The sequence below is a fragment of the Gordonia metallireducens genome (genome assembly GCF_021245825.1).
GTDB classification, from domain to species: Bacteria; Actinomycetota; Actinomycetes; order Mycobacteriales; family Mycobacteriaceae; genus Gordonia; species Gordonia namibiensis.
In genome coordinates, this window is record NZ_JAJQJP010000047.1 from 37,292 (window position 1) to 56,148 (window position 18,857).

Annotated in this window: 18 protein-coding genes; 9 read left to right on the forward strand and 9 right to left on the reverse strand. The window is 68.5% G+C overall.

Annotated elements, in window-relative coordinates; all coding sequences use genetic code 11:
- Positions 1-14: 14 nt before the first annotated feature.
- The gene (soxR, locus tag LQD00_RS18575) at positions 15-461 is read right to left on the reverse strand and encodes a redox-sensitive transcriptional activator SoxR (RefSeq protein WP_232718682.1); all 447 of its coding nucleotides are present in this window, start codon (positions 459-461) and stop codon (positions 15-17) included.
- Positions 462-486: 25 nt separating this feature from the next.
- Positions 487-1,350, reverse strand: coding sequence for a universal stress protein (locus LQD00_RS18580; protein ID WP_232718683.1), 864 nt, complete (start codon positions 1,348-1,350; stop codon positions 487-489).
- A gap of 144 nt (positions 1,351-1,494) precedes the next feature.
- Here LQD00_RS18580 and LQD00_RS18585 point away from each other — a divergent pair, with 144 nt between their 5' ends.
- Positions 1,495-1,809, forward strand: a complete 315-nt coding sequence (locus LQD00_RS18585; RefSeq protein WP_232718684.1) for a hypothetical protein — start codon at positions 1,495-1,497, stop codon at positions 1,807-1,809.
- A 51-nt stretch (positions 1,810-1,860) separates the two neighbouring features.
- The gene (locus LQD00_RS18590) at positions 1,861-3,348 is read left to right on the forward strand and encodes a serine/threonine-protein kinase (RefSeq protein ID WP_232718686.1); all 1,488 of its coding nucleotides are present in this window, start codon (positions 1,861-1,863) and stop codon (positions 3,346-3,348) included.
- Positions 3,349-3,361: 13 nt separating this feature from the next.
- Here the strand turns inward: LQD00_RS18590 and LQD00_RS18595 are convergent, their stop codons facing one another.
- Genes LQD00_RS18595 through LQD00_RS18615 form a run of 5 tightly spaced genes read right to left on the reverse strand, consistent with a single transcriptional unit; the run spans position 3,362 to position 9,755 of the window.
- Positions 3,362-4,174 (reverse strand): protein kinase domain-containing protein, encoded by an 813-nt coding sequence (locus LQD00_RS18595; protein WP_232718689.1) that lies wholly within the window; start codon positions 4,172-4,174, stop codon positions 3,362-3,364.
- Position 4,175: 1 nt separating this feature from the next.
- Entirely contained in the window at positions 4,176-6,299 is a 2,124-nt protein-coding gene (locus tag LQD00_RS18600) for a cation:proton antiporter (RefSeq protein ID WP_232718694.1), read from the reverse strand.
- Positions 6,300-6,316: 17 nt separating this feature from the next.
- The gene (locus LQD00_RS18605; protein WP_232718695.1) at positions 6,317-7,714 is read right to left on the reverse strand and encodes an FHA domain-containing protein; all 1,398 of its coding nucleotides are present in this window, start codon (positions 7,712-7,714) and stop codon (positions 6,317-6,319) included.
- Complete coding sequence (locus tag LQD00_RS18610) at positions 7,711-8,160, reverse strand: hypothetical protein (protein ID WP_232718697.1); 450 nt, start codon at positions 8,158-8,160, stop codon at positions 7,711-7,713. The genes LQD00_RS18605 and LQD00_RS18610 overlap by 4 nt, the downstream gene beginning before the upstream one ends.
- Positions 8,160-9,755: an FAD/NAD(P)-binding protein gene (locus LQD00_RS18615; protein ID WP_406567062.1), complete on the reverse strand. Its 1,596-nt coding sequence runs from the start codon at positions 9,753-9,755 to the stop codon at positions 8,160-8,162. The genes LQD00_RS18610 and LQD00_RS18615 overlap by 1 nt, the downstream gene beginning before the upstream one ends.
- A gap of 394 nt (positions 9,756-10,149) precedes the next feature.
- On the opposite strand from LQD00_RS18615, the gene LQD00_RS18620 reads away from it, so the two are divergent.
- From LQD00_RS18620 to LQD00_RS18640, 5 genes are all read left to right on the forward strand, one after another.
- The gene (locus tag LQD00_RS18620; RefSeq protein WP_232718698.1) at positions 10,150-11,193 is read left to right on the forward strand and encodes an AurF N-oxygenase family protein; all 1,044 of its coding nucleotides are present in this window, start codon (positions 10,150-10,152) and stop codon (positions 11,191-11,193) included.
- A 35-nt stretch (positions 11,194-11,228) separates the two neighbouring features.
- Positions 11,229-12,824, forward strand: a complete 1,596-nt coding sequence (locus tag LQD00_RS18625) for a 4Fe-4S binding protein (protein WP_232718699.1) — start codon at positions 11,229-11,231, stop codon at positions 12,822-12,824.
- Complete coding sequence (locus tag LQD00_RS18630; protein ID WP_232718701.1) at positions 12,745-13,218, forward strand: hypothetical protein; 474 nt, start codon at positions 12,745-12,747, stop codon at positions 13,216-13,218. Before LQD00_RS18625 ends, LQD00_RS18630 begins: the two co-directional genes overlap by 80 nt.
- Positions 13,215-14,168, forward strand: a complete 954-nt coding sequence (locus LQD00_RS18635) for an EamA family transporter (RefSeq protein WP_232718702.1) — start codon at positions 13,215-13,217, stop codon at positions 14,166-14,168. The genes LQD00_RS18630 and LQD00_RS18635 overlap by 4 nt, the downstream gene beginning before the upstream one ends.
- A gap of 155 nt (positions 14,169-14,323) precedes the next feature.
- Positions 14,324-15,130, forward strand: a complete 807-nt coding sequence (locus LQD00_RS18640; RefSeq protein ID WP_232718704.1) for a maleylpyruvate isomerase N-terminal domain-containing protein — start codon at positions 14,324-14,326, stop codon at positions 15,128-15,130.
- A gap of 36 nt (positions 15,131-15,166) precedes the next feature.
- Here LQD00_RS18640 and LQD00_RS18645 read toward each other — a convergent pair whose 3' ends face one another.
- Positions 15,167-16,804: a DEAD/DEAH box helicase gene (locus tag LQD00_RS18645; protein WP_232718705.1), complete on the reverse strand. Its 1,638-nt coding sequence runs from the start codon at positions 16,802-16,804 to the stop codon at positions 15,167-15,169.
- Positions 16,805-17,107: 303 nt separating this feature from the next.
- Positions 17,108-17,671 carry a helix-turn-helix domain-containing protein gene (locus LQD00_RS18650; RefSeq protein WP_232718707.1) on the reverse strand — a complete coding sequence of 188 codons (564 nt, stop codon included), beginning with the start codon at positions 17,669-17,671 and terminating at the stop codon, positions 17,108-17,110.
- 57 nt (positions 17,672-17,728) lie between these two features.
- Between LQD00_RS18650 and LQD00_RS18655 the strand changes: the two genes are divergently transcribed.
- Positions 17,729-18,457: an AzlC family ABC transporter permease gene (locus LQD00_RS18655; protein ID WP_232718708.1), complete on the forward strand. Its 729-nt coding sequence runs from the start codon at positions 17,729-17,731 to the stop codon at positions 18,455-18,457.
- Complete coding sequence (locus LQD00_RS18660) at positions 18,454-18,777, forward strand: AzlD domain-containing protein (protein ID WP_232718710.1); 324 nt, start codon at positions 18,454-18,456, stop codon at positions 18,775-18,777. Before LQD00_RS18655 ends, LQD00_RS18660 begins: the two co-directional genes overlap by 4 nt.
- The last annotated feature ends 80 nt before the right edge of the window (positions 18,778-18,857 follow it).

Sequence of the window (18,857 nt, forward strand, 5' to 3'; positions counted from 1 at the left end):
TCGCGGGACGCCGATCACTCGGTCATGAGGCGACGGGGGCCGGGACCGAGTTTGTTCAGTTCGTCTCCAGGATTGAGCAGGTGACATTCGCCGAGCGACAGGCACCCGCACCCGACGCACGATCCCATCATGTCGCGCATGTTCTCCAGCAGCGAGATGCGGTGATTGATGTCGTCCACCCAGCGTTTCGACGCCGCCTCCCACATCGACTTCGACGGGGATTCGTGATCGCCGAGTTCGGCGAGTACCTCGCCGATCACCGACAGCGGGATGCCCGCGACCTGCGAGGCCCGTATGAACGCGACCCGGCGCAGCATCGCCCGGTGGTAGCGCCGCTGGTTGCCGGCGGTCCGCCGGCTGAAGATCAGGCCCTGCTCCTCGTAGAAGCGAACCGCCGACGGCGCGATGCCCGCCCGCTGGGCGAGCTCCCCGACCGAGAGCTCGAGTCTCTTCAGCGTCATGCGTCGATGGTAGGCACCGCCCCGGTCAGTTGCGCACCACCAGAACCGGGCATTCGGCGTTGTGCATGACCTTCTGGCTGGTCGAGCCGAGCATCAGTCCGCGGAATCCGCCGCGTCCGCGGCTGCCCACGACGACGAGCTGGGCATCGGCGCCGGCCGTGTCGAGCAGCGCCTTCGCCGGCTCCTCGGGCAGCACGCGGCGTTCCACCCGGACGTCCGGGTAATCCTGCGCGTACCCGGCCAGCCGCTCGGCGAGCACCTCGACCGCGTCCTGGGTCATCCGCTCGACCTCGTCGGGCCCGATCCCGTACCCGTGCAGGGCGTCGGCGTCGAGCGGGGTCCAGGTGTGGACCGCGACCAGCGGGGCGTTGCGGAGCGACGCCTGCCGGAACGCCTCGGCGACGGCCACGTCGCTGATCGGCGAACCGTCCACGCCGACCACGACCGGCCCGGTGTCGGAGCCCTCCGCGGCGACGACGGCCACTCGCCCGTGTGCGTGGGCTGCCACGTTGATGCTCACCGAGCCGAGGAACAGGCCCTTCACGCTGCCCAGCCGGCGGGTGCCGACGACGATCATCGCGGCGTCCCTGCCCAGTTCGAGGAGCACGCGCGCCGCGTCACCGTCGACGATCGACGTCGTCACGCTGACGTTCGGTGCTGCTGCCTTGGCGACGTTGTTCGCGGCATGCACGGCATCCGAGGCGTCCTGCCGGATGGCGTCGACGACGTCCTGCGGGATGATCAGGCCGGGGGCGTAGTCGCTGGTGCTCGCGTCGTAGGCGCCGACGATCTTGAGATCGAGACCCTCCGCCGCCGCGGCCTTGGCCGCCCATCGCACCGCGCCGTTGGCCGCGTCCGAACCGTCCACGCCGACGAGTATCGCGTTCATGTCTGTCATCTCCTCTGGGCTCATCTCCTCTGGCCACGACCGCCTGGTGGAGGCCGGGTCCTCGACCTCCATCCTGCTCCCGGGAACTGTCGGCATCAATGAGCACTAAGTCCTTCACGCCCGGCATGTAACGTGGTGGTCACCATGACCTCCCCGACTCCGCAGAACTCCAACGACTTTCGTGCGATCGTAACCCACGTCGCCATCACCGTCGTCTTGGGACTCGGCCTTCTCCTCGTCGGACTCGGAGCGTCGGACTCGGTGCAGAACGTGCTCGTCATCGCCTCACCCGTCGTCGTACTGTTCGGCGCGATCGCGATGCTGGTGCGTGCCTACCGGGTCTGGAAATCCGGTGGACGGTGGCAGATGTGGCAGGGCGGGGCCTGGTTCCTGCTGGTGTTCTTCATCGTGATGCTGTTCAATTCCGCTCCCGTGCTGTTCGAGTCGAACACCGAATAGCGCCGCCGTAGGCCGGTAGAATCCGAGCTCTCACACCACAGGGAGCCAAGCGTGTCCTTCGACGTCACCCGCGGCGCTGCACCCGCCCACGGCTCGATCGTTCCGGGGTCGGCGGTCGCCGCGCATCGCATCGAGTGGATCCTCCGGGAATCCGAGGTCGGCACGACCTGTCGCGCGGTCCCGGTGGCGCCGACTCCCCCTTCCCCTGGTCGGCCGCCCCCTGACCCCGTCGTGCTCACCGTCGTCGAGCCCGCGCGTTCCGCGGATGCGCGGTTCCGCAGCTGGTTCGCCCACTCCAACGAATCGGCCTCGGACATCAGGCATCCCGCCATCGCGCGGATCGCCGGACACGGTCTCACCGACGGCCGGCTGTGGGTCGCCACGTCGCCGGTGCCCACCACCGACGCGGCCGAACTCCTCCGACGCCATCCCGACGGCATCGACATCGACCTGGCCGTGCGGATCGTGGCCGCGGTCGGGGAGGCACTCGATGCCGCCCATCGCCGACGGTTGGTGCACGGCGGCGTCACCACCGCCGACATCCTGATCACGACCGGCAGAGATCCCGCGTCCGACATCACCGCATCAGACATCACCGCCCCGGGTGCGGTCACGCTGCGCGGGTTCGGCCTGACGCCACCCGCGGACGGGGAGGACACCCCGCACCCCGACTCCGACGTGGCCGCTCTCGGGCGCACGCTCGTCGAACTCCTGACCGGGACCACATCGGTTGCCCGGCACCGTGTTTCCGGCGACGTCTCCCCCGCCTTCCATTCCGTCCTTGCAAGAGCTCTCGATCCGGACCCCGATCACCGGTATCGAACCTGCGCCGAATTCGTCCGGGCCGCCGACCTCGCCCTCCACCTCACCCACACCGAGGGGAAGCCACCGACCGAGAAGATCGACCCGGCACCGCGGGTCTTCCACCCCGTCGGAAGTCCCGATCGGCCGACCGAGATCGTCGCCGGCCGCCCCGGGCGTCGTCCCCATTGCGAGTTCCGTTCTGCCGGTACGGCTTCCGAATCTGCTGCCGCGCGACGACGCCGGGATCTCGCACCGGTCCTCGTGGCGCTCGTCGTGGTCGCGGTCTGTGTGGGTGCGGTGATCGTCCTCGGCGCGCGCAACGCGCCTCCGCCGTGGCCGTCGACGGTCGCACCGATCGCCGATGCCTTCCCACGACTGCTGCCCGACTCCCCCGACCAGGAGGGGTGGCGGGATGCGTCCTGCCGGGCCATGTTCCGCGACGGCCTCGACGCCATCTCCTGCTCCGACGCCGAGCAGGTCACCTACGTCGTCTGGCACACCTCCGCCCCCGGCGCACGGGACAGCGTCACCGCACCGCTCGAGGGTTACCCGGGTGACAGGATCCAGTGGCGGGACGGTCCCGCATCGTCGAGCCGCGACAGCCTCGCCGACGGTTGGGTGGTCACCAACTTCGTCGAGCCGGTGCGCGAGCCGTACACCGTGATCACCACATGGCCGGGCCATTCCGGCCGGCAGATCCTCGACGGCTGGTGGCGCACGGCTCCGCTCGGGTGACCGGCAACGATTCTCACCGACCCCGCAGGGCGTCGATCCGTTCGGCCACCTGCAGCGCGGTCGACGGCCGGGTCCCGGCCAGCGCCAGACAATTGGCAATCAGCGTGCGCTCGTCGCGATCGAGCTTCTCCGACAGCGCGGGTGGCGTCGACAGGGCGGCCCGGATCGCCAGCAGCGGCTGGGCGTCGGGCACCTCGCCGTACACCCCTTCGTCGGTGAGCGCACGATGCAGACATGCTCCGAGAGACCAGATGTCGGTCGCACGGGACGGCACGTCACCGGCCAGCAGCGCCGGGTCCATGTACTGAACGGCCCCGGGCTGGGCGAAGCTGGTGATCGGCTCGTCGGCCGCGAGCACCCGGGCGAGACCGAGATCGGAGATCTTGCCGCCCGTCTCGGTCACCATGATGCTCGACGGGGTGATGTTGGCATGGGCGATACCGGCCTCGTGCAGGGCGTCGACACCGCGCGCCGCGTCGGCGACCGCGGCCAGACGTTCGTCCCGGCTGAGCGGACGCGCAGGTGTGCCGAGCGATCCCATCGGGAAGAACTCCATCGCATACATGAACTGGCCCTGCAGCACCGCGTCGTACAGACCGGCCAGGTAAGGCGAGGCGACCGCGGCGAACGCCCGCAGTTCCCGGACGCCGCGACGGTAGGCGTCGTCGCTGCACACCCCGCTGAACACCTTGACCACCACGCGATCGGTCGCCAGGCCGAGGCGCGCGGGCGGCACGGCGAGATAGAACGTTCCGTTGCCGCCGACTCCGAGCTTCTGGAGCACGGTGAAATCCGCGAGCTGTCGCGGGATCTCGACTGTGGCCATGTCAGTGCCTCTCTGGTGATGACGTGGTGGAACCGCTGCCGGCGCTCGGCGTGGGGTCGGCCGATGCCGTCGCCTCGGCGTACAGCGTGGACATCCGGTCCCCCAGTGCTTCCTCGCTGGTCCCGGTGTTGTCGACGACGGTCACGGGAATGTCCGGACCACGCTCGTGGGTGGGGTCGTCGTCGGCGGCGGCGACGGTGAAGGCGGCGTTCTCGCCGCGGTGACGTTTCGGCTCGACGAGGGAGACCCAGACACCGCGATCGATCACGGGCCGCAGGTCGGCGAGCCAGCGCCGCCGTGAACCGGTGGACACGATGGTGAGGGAACGCGACCCGAACAACGCCAGTCCGGCACCCACCACGGCGGCGGTCCGACCACTGCGACTGTCCGCGACCATGCAGGTGATGACGCTACGGCCGGGTGCCGCACCGGCCGCGGCGTTCTCGTCGACGATCGCCACCGGCGCCGCGCGCAACATCTCGCCGAGGGCGCGGTCGGCGGCGTCGATGACGATCACGTCGGCGTTGGCGTTGCGGGCCATCGCGTCGAGGTCGGTGGCCGGGTCCGAGCCGAAGCGACAAAGAACCGACACCGACCCGGCTCCGGTCAGTGAGGCACCGAGCAGGTTCAGCTTCTCGACGGCCGACGCCATGGCCGCGAAATCGGGTACCACCGGCACGCCGACCTCGAGACGTCCGGCCGGGTTGTCCGTCGTGGTGAGCAGTCCGGCCAGCACGACGTCGTAACCGGTTGCGCAGTCCAGCAATCGACGGTGTCGTGCGCGCAGGTCCTCGACCGTGCCGTCGGGGTCGCGCAAGACCACCAGCACCCGCGGGGCGGTCGCCGCGGCCAGCGCCCGACGCTCGGCCGCGGCGATGTCGTTGGCCACCACCGTGTCCGGGTAGACGAGCCGCAGCAGGGGTTCGGTCAGCACCGTCGTCACCAGCGCCATCACCACGAGCATCGCGAAGAGGTCGTCACTGAGGACACCGAGATCGCGTCCTGCCGAGAGGATCACCAGCTCGGTGAGTCCGCGGGTGTTCATGAGCACGGCGATGGCCGCGCTCTGCCGTGTCGGGATCGCCGAGACCCTAGCGCCCGCATAGGCGCCGAGGAACTTGCCGGCGATCGCGACGACGAGCACCAGTCCCAGCTGCCAGAGCCCGGACAGTCCGATCCCCGCGAGATCGACGCTCAGGCCGGTCACGACGAAGAACATCGGCAGCAACAGCAGCACGCTGACCTGTTCGAGCCGCTCCAGGATCTCGCGGTGCAGCTGCTCGGCACCGACCCTGGGCATCACCGCGCCGAACATGAAGGCACCGAAGATCTGGTGGATGCCGATGACGTCGGTGGCAGCCGAGGACAGGAAAACGCCGATCAGGATGACCGCCAGGATGTCCGGGGTCAGGCGTCCTGCCGTGTCGCGCCACTCGACCAGCCTGGCCAGCAGCGGACGCACGATCCCGAACATGATGGCCGCGTAGACCAGTGTCATCCCGACGATCTTCGCGACCTCCAGCGGACTGCCACCCTCGATGATCGCGATGATGAACGCGAGCAGCGTCCAGGCCAGGATGTCGTCGACCGCGGCCGCGGCCAGGCTGAAAACGCCTGGGACGGTCCGCATCATCCCGCGGTCGGCGAGGATGCGCGCCAGCACGGGGAACGCGGTGATCGACATCGCGACGCCCATGAACAGGACCATGCCGAGCCGTTCGATCCCGACTCCGCCGACGGTGTCATGCGACGGGTACAGCAGAAGCCCCAGTGCCGCACCGAGTCCGAACGGCAGTGCGATCGAGCATGCGGAGATGCTCGCCGCCGCCCGCTCACGGCCGCGGGTCAGTCGCATGTCGAGTTCGAGCCCGACGATGAACATGAACAGCACGAGCCCGATCTGGGCGAGGCCACCGAGGAGTGGCCGTACCTCTTCGGGGAACAGCCACTGGTCGGGGTTTCCCGGGAGGAGTCCCAGAAGGCTCGGCCCCAATGCGATCCCGGCCGCGATCTCGCCGACGACCGCCGGTTGCCGCACCGCACGCGCGATCATCCCGCCGACGCGGGCGACCGCGATGATGACCGCGACATCCAGGAGGAGGAACGCGACCGTGTGCTTGTCCATCTCAGATCCCGGCCGTGTCAGATCCGCGCATGGTGCGACTCGAAGATGAAGTGGCGCCCTCCGATTCGCACATGCGACCCCGGGACCAGGACGTGCGGGCGGTGCGGGAGCAGGCGCACCTCCCGGTTCCCACTGCTCGGGTCGGCGACGAACGTGCCGTTCGCCGAGCCGAGGTCGACGAGCTGGACGGTCCACTCGACCAACCGGATCTCGACGTGGCGGCGTGAGAGCTGTCCGGTCTCGTCCTGCACGCGAATCGGTTTCGGCGAACCCGCCCGCCCACCGCCGGACGATCCTGGTTCGCGCCCGATGACCAGGTCCTCGTCGAGCAGGAAGGTGAAGCCGTTGTCGAGCAGCAGCCAGCCCAGCGGCGGCCGCTCCCCTTCCACCAGGAAGGTCGTGAGCTGATCCATCCGGATGCCGCAGACGCCGCACAGCCAGGACTGCGGGTGGTTGAGATGTCCGCGCGAGCAGCGGATTCCGTGCACCTTCGCCCGCAATGCCTCGACCTTCACGACCTCGGTCGCGGGACGCTGGTGCTCCTCCTTGGGCAGCGGGGCGCGCGGTTCGAGTGGTTCGGCCAACGGTTTCGGTCGGGCAACGGGTGCGGCCGGCATCGGATCCGTCGGGAGAGGCTCGCCCGGGTCCGGTAGCCCCACCGACGTCCCTCCGAGCGGCGTCGACGTGAACGGCAGGGGTTCGGCGACGTCCGGTCGCATCCGCTCGGTCGTCCCCGTCGGATCGGGTTCGCCGGCAGCGGGTTCGGGCGGGGCAGGTGGTGTCGACCGGGACGGGAAGTCGGCAAACGGATCCGCCGCTGCGGGCTCTGGTTTCCGCTCCGGCCCCAGCTCGGGTTCGGGCTCGGGTTCGGGCGCCGGGGTCTGCGTCGACGCGGGCAGCGGATGGAATTCGGTGCCGCGCAATCCGAGCGGGGTGTGCAGCAACGTCCCCGCGGCGGGCACGACACCGTCGACCAGGTCGAAACGTTCCTCGCCGACCTCTGCCGGGACGGTGCCCTCGAGGTACAGACCGAGTCCCTCGAACGGCCACGGGATGGCCTTGTCGTAGGAGTCGCCGGGGGGCGGCCCGATCCGCTTCCCGTCGGTCTCGCCGTACACTCGCCCCGACATGAAGATCGCGATCCCCACGTTGTCGGGTGCGGCGAAGGCGATGTCGATCTGCTCGTCGGCGGTGAGCACGAGTTGTGCCAGCGCGCGGACGAGGTGGCGGCCCCGCCGGGGTGCCGAATCCGGGACGGACACCGCGGATTCGATGTCGAGCAGGTCGGTGATGAACGCCGCGGGCACGGTGTCGGAGATCAGGCAGAGGAACGCCGGTTTGCGGATCACGATCCCTGCACCAGGGATCAACGTCACCGTCGGGGTCACGCTCGGGATGTCACCCGGGATGGTCACAGGAACCGGCCTCCTCGGAATCGCCAGTGCGGGAAGATCACTCGCAACGGGCCGTTGACCGCGACCCACACCAGCAGCCAGGTGGTGAGGAACTGGACGGTGAACACGAACGGCGACGGGCGCAGCTCTGCCGGCAACAGACCCGTTTTGTCGACGACGATCCACACCACGATGCCCTCGTTGATCGCGGTGAGCAGACCGAACAGGGTGGGCCAGTCCTTCTCCCAGCGGAACTGCTGCAGGAAGTGGTAGACGAACTCCCAGGCGACGCCGAGCACGATGACGGTGAACAACACCGTGAATGCGACGCGGTAGACCTCGAAGACGGTGGGGTCACCCGACGAGATCAGCCACAGGAACGGGACCAGCACGACGGTCCACGCCCCGCCGAGGATGCCGAGCACCAGCACGCGGGTCTGGATCCGTCCCCACAGGGTGGGCAGCATCAGTCGACTCCCTTGTTGTTCATCCACCGCCACCACTGGGCGGTCGAACGCCACGGGGTGAGTCGCTTGCAGAAGCCCTGCCGCGCGAGGTCGTCGACGATCTCGAGAGCGGCGATCTGCAGACCGAGAAAGGTGTCGACACCCGGGAAGTACCCGCCGAGGGTCGCACTGCCCGATGCGTACAGCTTCCCGTCGCCGTTGCGGGTGCCCTTCAGCTCGAAGTCGCGTTCGACATCCATCCGGCCGACCGGGTTGATCCCCGCCCCGGTGTGGTCGAGAAGATCACGCAGCAACCGGTGTTCGCGCACGTCGGCTTCGAGTCCAGTGCAGTCGATGACGTAGTCGGCGTACAACTCGAAGGTGCCGTCCGGCCGGTGCTCCTGCCGGATCGGAGCATGGGGGTCGACGCGAACCGTCGTCACCACGCCCTGGCCGCCCGGTCCGGGCACCAGACTCTCGGCTTTGCCGACCGCCGCCCGGTACCACCCTTCGCGGCGTCCGCGCGCGAGCTGTTCCTGCCAGTCGTCGCGGACCGGGGTGTTGGTGCCGCCCATCTGCCTGTACGCCTCGGCGCGGTCGTGACCCTCGAGTTTGCGCATGCGCGCCTTGAGCTGGCCGCCCCACACCGATTTCGGATAGTTGAAGCCCTGGTAGGCCCAACCGTCTCTGCCCTTGCGCCGCATGAAGATGTGCGGGCCGTGCGGTTTGTCGTAATACGTGCGGAACAGGTGCACGATCTGCGTCTGCAGGCCGAGCGCATCCCGGTCGTCGATGAGGCGTTGCAGCACACGCGATGCCACGATGCCGGCACCGCGGATCAGGACGGTACCCGGCTTGCGTTGCAGCGACTGGTAGACGTGTTCGTGGGATTCGTAGGCGTTGACGACCTTACTGGCGTCGCGATAGGTCTCGCGGAACGCCTGCAGGTCCGGCAACAGTTTGATCCCCGGGTACCCGATGGCCACGTGCACCCAGCGACTGCGGAACGCCACCCGCTTGGTCGGCGAACTGCCTTGTGGCGGTGTGAGGATCGTGAAGTAGCCGCCGCCCGCGCGGCGTCGGATCATGCGGACCTGCCCACGGTGCAGGCACTTCGGGTAGCCGATGCGATGGCACTCCTTCTCCATCGACTCGAACGCCTGTCCCGCCTTCGGGGTGTAGTAGTTCGCGAAGATCGGCTCCACCAGGACGTTCCACAGCGGCTTGATCTTCTTGTCGGCCCACGCCTCGCGGACGGCATATGACGGGAACCCCCAGATGTTGTCGGGGGTCGAGGCCGAATCCGACCGGAGTCGTTCGCCGCGCGGGATCTGCGACACCCGGGTCAGGTACTCGTAGCTGTGCCACGGCACGTCCTGCGGCCCGAGGACCGCGATCTGCTCGAGCGGGACACCACAGATCCGCAGATAGTCGACGGTGATGAAGGAGCCGATCCCCGAGCCGACGGTGACGAACGGGACGTCAACGATCGGGATGCCCGCCGCCTCCACCATCGCCTCGGTCCAGACGTCGGTGTCGACGAGTTGCGGCGTGAGGTCACCGCGGCCGCCGGGGCCGGGTCGTGCGGCGGGACGTGGCGGGAACTGTCCGGGCACACGCGGCGGGAACGGTCCCGGGGCGGGGATTCGCGTCGGTCCCTGAGGGGGTCGGCTCACCGGTGTCCCCGGACCGATGCGCGCGCACCGGGGTTGCTCGGCGCGTACGGGGCACGACGGGACATCGCTTCCTCCGATGGGGTCGGGTGGCACGGGACGGTGTGGTAACTCTAACGCGCGGAGTGGCCCGGAACAGGGTGAAACCAGCCGATCGAATTACGCCCGTCTCGGCAGGTCAGCGGATGAACCGGGCACGATCGGACGCAGCCCGCGCAGGCGTCTCGGCCACGGAACGTGACATTGACTGTTGACAAATAGCGGAGCGTCGAAATACGTTCGAGTCATCCGCTGTGGCAGCCCTCACGCAGCCCGGCCCACCTCGAAGGACGCGACGATGACCAAAGCATTGACGAATCCGAACTCCCTGCACACCGCCGGCGACAGCCCCGCCCGCTACGTTCCCGAACACGACAAAACGGGCGGCGAGCAGGACTACGGGCAGGTACTCGACGACCTGTCCTCGGCCTCGGTTCACCGGAATTTCGATCCCTACGTGGACATCGACTGGGATGCGCCGCACATGGCGATCACGGAGAACGATCCGCGATGGATCCTGTCCTACGAGGTCGACCCGATCGGCCGCCATCCCTGGTACCAGCAGCTCCCGGAGACCAAGCAGATCGAGATCGGCATGTGGCGCCAGGCCAACGTCGCCAAGGTCGGCCTGCAGTTCGAGTCCGTGCTGATCCGCGGCCTGATGCAATACAGCTTCAAACTCCCCAACGGCGCACGCGAATTCCGGTACACCACGCACGAATCCAAGGAGGAGTGCAACCACACCCTGATGTTCCAGGAGTTCGTGAACCGCGTCGGCATGGACGTTCCCGGCGCGAAGGTCGGGTACCGCCTGATCTCGCCGTTCGTCCCGCTGGTCTCGACGGTGTTCCCGATCGTCTTCTTCTTCGGCGTGCTCGGCGGTGAAGAGCCGATCGACCACATCCAGAAGGACTTCCTGCGAACCCGCGCCCGCCTGCACCCGACGATGGCCGCGGTCATGCAGCTCCACGTCGCCGAAGAGGCGAGGCACATCTCGTTCGCCCACCACTTCATCCGCGAGCAGGTCCCGCAGCGCAACCGTTTCCAGCGTTTCCTGCTGTCGCTCATGCTGCCGCTGACCATGCGCACCCTGTGCAGCGCGATCGTGGTGCCGCCGCGTTCCTTCGCCAAGGAGTTCGACGTCCCGCGCGAGGTCATGAAGGACATCTTCTGGCGGTCCGAGGAGTCGAAGCGCTTCCTGCGCAACGTCTTCGGCGACGTCCGGATGCTCGCCGACCAGAGCGGGCTGATGAACCCCGTGTCGCGTCTGCTGTGGCGTGCGCTCGGAATCAGCGGCCGCCCTTCGCGTTTCCGCAGCGAGCCGACCTACACGGCCGCCTGATCCCTCCTCTCACCCACAGGTAGCGAACCGACCCCATGCCTCACGTCGTCACCCAGGCGTGCTGCGGCGACGCGTCGTGCGTTTACGCATGCCCCGTCAACTGCATCCACCCCACTCCGGAAGAGCCGGATTTCGGCATCGCCGAGATGCTCTACATCGACCCGGCGACCTGCGTCGACTGTGGCGCATGCGTCAGCGCGTGCCCCGTCGGCGCCATCGTCCCCGGTCACCGCCTGCCCGAGGGGCAGGAGCGATTCGCCGAGGTCAACGCCTCGCAGTACCGCGAAACCGTCGATGGTGCAGCGCGTTTCCCGGTGGACCCCGCGCGCCGGCTCCCGCTCGCCCCGATCGACCGTCCGCGTCAGCTCGCGGTCGACGAGAAGGTGTCGGTCGGCATCGTCGGGTCGGGTCCGTCGGCGATGTACGCCGCCGACGAACTGCTGCGGCACCCCCAGGTCTCGGTGACGATGTACGAGCGTCTCGATCGGCCCTTCGGCCTCGCACGCTTCGGCGTCGCCCCGGACCACCTGCACACCCGCAAGGTGATGCGCTTGTTCGACGACATCGCACGCAACCCGAACCTGGAGATCCTCCTCGACACCGAAGTGGGACGCGACATCACGCTCGACGACCTGCGGTCCCGCCACCAGGGTGTCATCTGGGCCGGCGGCGCCCCCACCGACAAGACGCTGGACCTGCCGGGGATCGGTCAGGAAGGTGTCACGTCTGCCACGTCGTTCGTCGGTTGGTACAACGGCCATCCGGACTTCACCGACCTCGAGGTCGACCTGTCCACCGACCGCGTGGTGATCATCGGTAACGGCAACGTCGCACTCGACGTCGCACGCATCCTCGTCGCCGACCCGGCGACACTCGCCGACACGTCCATCTCACCGGCCGCGCTGGCCGCGCTGCAGGACTCGTCGGTGCGCGAGGTGGTCGTGCTGGGACGACGCGGACCCGCCCACGCCGCGTTCACCCTGCCCGAGCTGATAGGGCTCGTGGATTCGGGCGTCTCGGTGACCGTGGATCCCGACGATCTCGAATCCGCCCACGTGGACGGCGAACTCGACGCCACCATTCGCGCCAAGCTCGACATCCTGGCAGAATGCGCCGCCACCGAACCGCAGGGTCGTCGAATCCGGTTGGCGTTCTTCGGGTCCCCGCTCGAGGTGACCGGTGGCGAGGGACGCGCGACCGGCGTCGTCGTGGGCCGCAACCGCCTGACGGTCGACGATGCGGATGTCGTGACCGGGATCGAACCCACCGGTGAGACCACCACCGTCGACGCCGGACTCGTGCTGACCTCGGTCGGCTACCGCGGGGTCGCCGTGCCCGGTCTGCCGTTCGACGACGCGACCGGAGTCATCCCGCACCGCGCCGGCCGGGTCATGGACGGTGGGCAACCGGTGCCGGGCGTCTACGTGACCGGGTGGATCAAGCGCGGACCGTCGGGCTTCATCGGGACCAACAAGACCGACTCCGCGGAGACCGTGGCGTCGTTGCTCACCGATCTCGAGACCGGTGCACTCTCCGATAGATTGATCGACCATGGGGCCCGCATACCAGCGCACCACCGTGCGCGCCGATTTGTCCGCTCTGCCGGCCGACGTCGCGGCGGCGTTGCGTGACCACGCCGACTCGCGGCAACTGACCGTCACCGACGACCTTCCCGCCTGGAGCACCCGGAGCATCAACCCGCCCGCTACCTCCGCGATCGGCAGAGTGCTCGGCCGGCGCGCGAACCCCGTCGACCCCGACTCCGAGAACCAGACGCTCGTCGTCCTGCATCCGACGCACCTCGTCATCGTCAACTCGGGGGCGAAGCGCGGGATCTCGGCGCTGTCGGTGCCGCTGGGTATTGCCTCGATCGAGACGCCGGAATCCCCGGACGGATTCGCGGTGGTCGGCTTCGCCGGCGAGAGCGGCCGTCCGGGCAGCTACTACCTGGGCGTCGGGGAACCTCACGGCGAGGAGTGCCGAGAAGCGGTACGTGCGGCGATCGTGGCCGCGAAGAATCCGTGAGCGGCCCTGTCCAGACCCGTGGTCACCGACCGTCCGTCGGTATCGCACTGGCGCTGATCTCGTCGGCCTGCTTCGCCATCTCCGGGGTCCTGGCCCGGGCGATGATCGAGTCCGGGTGGTCGGCGGGAGCGACCGTGACCGTGCGCATCGCGGTGGGTGCTGCCGTACTCGCGGTTCCCGGGTTGCTCGCCTTCCGAGACCGACAGCCCCTGCTGCCACCGCCGGTGCCCCCACAATCCCCCGCCCGATCCTGGTGGGTGCTGATCGCCTACGGACTACTGGCCGTCGCGGGATGCCAGCTGGCCTACTTCTATGCCGTGACCTACCTGCAGGTCGGCGTGGCTCTGCTGATCGAGTACACCGCACCGGTCGCGGTCCTGGTGTGGATGTGGCTGCGGCACGCCCAGCGACCCACCCGCGTCACCGTGTTCGGGGCCGCTCTCGCGATCGCGGGCCTCGCCCTGGTCCTCGACCTGACGGGAGAGGTCTCGATCAGCGTCGTGGGCGTTCTGTGGGCTCTGGCCGCGATGGTGGGTGCTGCTGCCTACTTCGTGATCTCCGCCGACGAACGAACCGGTCTGCCGCCCCTCGCGCTCGCGGCCGGCGGTCTCGTGATCGGCGCGATCACGCTCGCCGCGGCCGGAGTCATCGGAGCGCTGCCGATGACCGCGTCGACCTCGGCGGTCCGTATCGGCGACCTCTCGCTGCCCTGGTGGGCTCCTCTGCTGATGCTGGGTGTCGTGTCAGCCGCGATGGCGTACGCCTTCGGCATCGCGGCCGGCCGGATACTCGGCGCCCGGGTGATGTCGTTCGTCGCCCTGTCCGAGGTGTTGTTCGCGGTGCTGTTCGCCTGGCTCGCCCTCGACGAGCTCCCGGCGCCGATACAGCTTCTCGGTGGCCTGCTGATCGTCGCCGGTGTCGTGTTCGTCCGATTGGGCGAGGCACCCTGAACCTGGGCTCAAGACCTGGGACCAGCGCGGCTCGACTTCGGATGTCGTTGTGCGCGTTCCCTATCGGCACCGGAACCCGGCCGGTTCCAAAGTATGTGTCGCACGTCGCATTACGCACGAGTAGTCTTGCGCCCCATGTGGGGGAGGAACCACGCGTGACGGGGATGTTCTCGAGGTTTGACTACACCGACGCCGCGCTGACCACCGGGGAACGCTTTCTGGAACTCGTCGAGGGGGTCGACGAGCCGGAGACGCGTGTGCCGGATACACCGGGATGGACGCTGGTCGACTGCCTGGGGCACGTTGCCCTGGCACCGACTCGGTTTCTCGAGCTCGCGCGCGGCGAGGGGGAATGGTGTCGCCAGGCGATCGACGTCCCGGACTTCAACGCGAAGCAGATCGCAAACCTGCCGACCCGTGAGGTGTCGGTTCTCGCCCGCCAGCTGCGAGACGACCTCGACACATTGGTCGACGCCGTCTCACACTTCAACGCGCAGGTCCCCAAGATGCGGTTCGACGGTGACCGGCTGATCCGCGCCGACGCCGCGCTGGGCATCCTCATCGGCGAGTTCGTGGTGCACGGCTTCGACGTCGCGCGAGCGGTCGGCGCCCGCTGGCGGGTCGAGCCCGAGGTGGTGCTGATGATCGTCCGCGGGCGACAGCAGATCCTGCCCAGCTGGGTGGACACGACGATGGCGGCAGGACACCGGGCCACCTATGACATCCGGCTACGCGGATGTTCGGAACGCTACGTCTACGAATTCACCGACGGCGAGCTGGTCATCAACCCCGACGAGCCCCGACGCCCCGATGTCCACATCAGCGTCGACCCGACAGCCGCACTGCTGACCGGCTACGGTCGGCTCTCCCCCACCTGGGCTGCACTGACCGGAAGAGCCTTCGCATGGGGAAGCAAGCCGTGGCTTGCGCCACGGCTTGCTTCGAAGTTCCTACCCGCCTAGTCCAACGGGCTTGATTCAGTTGTGTAGGGCGTTGGTTCAGCGGTTGGTCGGCGAACCGGCCGGACGGCGGGAGGAACGGCGTCCGCCCTGTGCGCGTCCACCGGCACGATGCTGATCGCCGGTACGGGGCTGACCCGCCGAGCGACCCTGCCCTGCCGAACGCGACTGGCCCGCCGAACGGGACTGGCCGGCCGAGCGATCGTCGGTGGAACGCTGCCCCCCGGAGCGCGACTCTCCGCCCTGACCGCGTGCGCCGCCACGGCTCTCGCCGCGAGCGGCACCGTTGCCACGTCCTTCACCGCGAGCGCGGCCCGGGCGTCCGCCGCCGCGACGGCCACCCTGCGAACGGCCACCCTGCGAGCGACCGCCCTGCGAACCATCGCGCCGGCCGCCACGAGCGGCCTCGGCGGCCGCACGCTCGGCAGCGGAGACGCGGGGTGCGCGCTCGCCGACGAGCTCGTCGACGGCGTCGGCCTTGGCGTCGACCTGCTTCGGGGTGACCTTGATCTTGGCCTTGCGCAGTAGCTGCGAGACCTCACGGCGCTGCTCGGGAAGGCACACGGTGACGACGTCACCGGAGCTGCCGGCACGCGCGGTGCGGCCCGAGCGGTGCAGGTAAGCCTTGTGCTCGGCGGGCGGATCGACGTGGACGACCAGCTCGATGGCGTCGACGTGCACACCGCGCGCGGCGACGTCGGTGGCGACGAGGACGCGGACGTCTCCCTCACCGAAGGCGGCGAGGTTGCGGTCGCGCTGGGCCTGGCTCAGGTTGCCGTGCAGGTCGACCGCCGGGATGCCCTGCTCGGTCAGCTTCTTCGCGAGCTTCTTGGCCTGATGCTTGGTGCGCATGAACAGGATTCGGCGACCGGTGCCCGAAGCGAGTTCGGCGACCAGATCGGCCTTGCCTGCCGAGGAGACCTCGAAGACGTGGTGGGTCATGGCGGCCACCGGGGACTCGGCCGAGTCGACCGAGTGCAGGACCGGGTTGTCGAGGAAGCGCTTGGCCAGCTTGTCGACGCCGTTGTCGAGGGTCGCCGAGAACAGCAGGCGCTGACCGTCGGACGGGGTGGCGGCGAGAAGCTTGGTGACAACCGGGAGGAAGCCGAGGTCGGCCATGTGGTCGGCCTCGTCGATGACGGTGACCTCGACCTCGTCGAGCTTCACGATGCCCTGGCGCATCAGGTCTTCGAGGCGTCCCGGGCAGGCGACGACGATGTCGACGCCGCGGCGGAAGGCCTGTTCCTGACGCGTCTGCTTGACGCCACCGAAGACGGTGGTCACGGTGAGGCCGACGGCGGCCGCGAGCGGCTCGACGACAGCAGCGATCTGGGTGGCCAGTTCGCGGGTCGGAGCCAGGATGAGGCCGGTCGGCGCACCGACGTAGCGCTTGACCTCCATCTCGGCGAGTCCGGCGACCAGCGGGATGGAGAAGGCGAGGGTTTTGCCCGAGCCGGTCTTGCCGCGGCCGAGGACGTCCTTGCCGTCAAGGGTGTCGGGCAGGGTGTCGGCCTGGATCGGGAAGGCGTTGGCCTTGCCCTGCGATGTCAGGACCTCGACCAATTTGCTTGGCACGCCGAGGGATTCGAAGGAAACCTGGGGTGCGGCGGTGTCGGCGGGAATGGTCTCGACGAGCTGGGTTGCAGTGGCCGAGGGGGTCTCGAGGACAGCAGTCATTATGTGAGCGGAGCTCTTCCTGTGCGTGGCACGCGAGCAGGGCGGCAGATCTCTGCCGAAAGGTCGGTGCCGATGGCGAACACGCGGGTACGCGGGCTCGTTCGCCGTATGAAGTCAATGGCAGGCGGTGGACATCTGAAGTGTCCTACCTCGGCGACCACCTTAAGTGGGCCCCGACCTGCGAGAGAGGCGTTCTACGACGCGGAGATGCATCCATCAAGGTGCATCACTGCGATTGACACTACGCGCCGGTAACGAAAGAAGCGAATTGTTGTGACCGAGGTCGCGACTCGGAACGAGCCGCTAGAACGCCTCACTCAGCATGACCGCGACCGTGCCGGGTTCCAATGCGTCGAAGACGTGCTCGACATCGCCGGGGTAACAGATGTAGTCACCCGGGCCGAGGATCTCGGCGGCGTCGCTGGGTCCGAGACGGGCGCGACCTGCACTGATGACGACATGTTCGAGGACCCCGCGCGCATGCGGCGCGGACACCCGCGGCTTCCCGGGCTCTGCCCGGATGACGTACATGTCGCGGCGGGAACCCGGTGCGGCGGTCGACAGCAGCGTCGCCGAATAGTCGGCATCAGCGGCCGGGATCACCGGCCCCTCCCCGAATCTGATCACCTCGACGGTCGGTGCCGGCGAGTCCAGTAACGCCGAGAACTGCACGCCGAGGGCTGTCGAGAGCGCCCACAACGTCTCCACACTGGGGTTCCCCTCCCCCGACTCGAGCTGGGACAGCGTCGACTTACCGATCCCCGCACGTCGCGCCAGCTCGGTGAGCGATAGTCCCGCGCGGTTCCGTTCGCGTTTCAGCGACGCGGCGACCAGCTCTTTCGGGTTCACCTGCCCAGCATTGTTCATTGAACCGTCCGATCGTCCATCTTGACGAACACTCGTCGTGTGTTCACTATGATAGTCATGCGTTCGGCTTGGAGAACACTCGATTCGGCGACCCTGCGCGCCGTGATCGTGATGTGCCTGTCGGTACTCGTGATCGGCGCGTCGTACGGCGTCGCGGCCCACAGCGCGGGGCTGGCCCTGTGGCAGATCATGCTGATCGCGACCGTCGTACTCGCCGGGTCGTCGGAGTTCGTCTTCGTCGGCGTGCTCGCCGCCGGTGGCGTACCCGTCGTCGCAGCCCTCGCCGGACTTCTGGTCAACACGAGGAACTTCGGTTACGGACTCGCGGTGGGCAAGCACTTACGCGGACTCACGGAGATCCTCTTCGGTGCGCACCTGATCAACGACGAGACGGCGGCGATGACCACCGCGGAATCCGAGCCGCGTCGTGCCCGCGCCGCATTTCTGCTGTGCGGCTTGGGAATTCTCATCTGCTGGCCGGCCGGCGCCGGACTGGGCGCCCTGCTCGGCAGCAGCGTCGCGAGCCCTGAGGTCCTCGGGCTCGACGCCGCGTTCCCCGCTCTGCTTGCCGCACTTGCCATTCCGGCGCTGAGAACGCGCGCAACCTGGGCAGCGGTCGCCGTCGGTGGTGCCATCGCGTTGGCGTCGACACCATTCCTGCCGGCCGGGTTGCCGATTCTCTGCGCGCTGGCGGGTTTCGCCGCTGTCGAAGTCGTTCGGAGTCTTCTGCCACATCGGGCCCCTGCCCCAGCCCACCCTCTCGTCGACAGCGAGGTGCCCCGATGACCCCCGGACTGTCCCTCGGCATCGGAATCGCCGTTCTCGCTGTCGGCACCTACGTGATCCGGCTGGCCGGACCGCTACTCCGCAACCGCCTGTCCGTGTCGGCGAATGCGGAGAAGCTGATGGACCGCGCCACCGTGGTACTGCTGGTCGCAGTGGCCCTGACCGGCGCATTCTTCGTCGACCACGACTTCGCCGGATGGGCACGACCGGCAGGGGTCGCCGTCGGCATCCTCGCGGCGATCTTTCGCGCCCCGATCGCGGTCGTGGTCATCCTCGCCGCGGCGACCGCCGCCGGCCTACGCGCGCTCGGCATCGCCTGACCACCTGCAAACCCACCCTTATTCGGCAGAATCACCACCCGTCGGGGTGCTGGGTTTGCCGAAAAGGGGTGGGTTTGCGG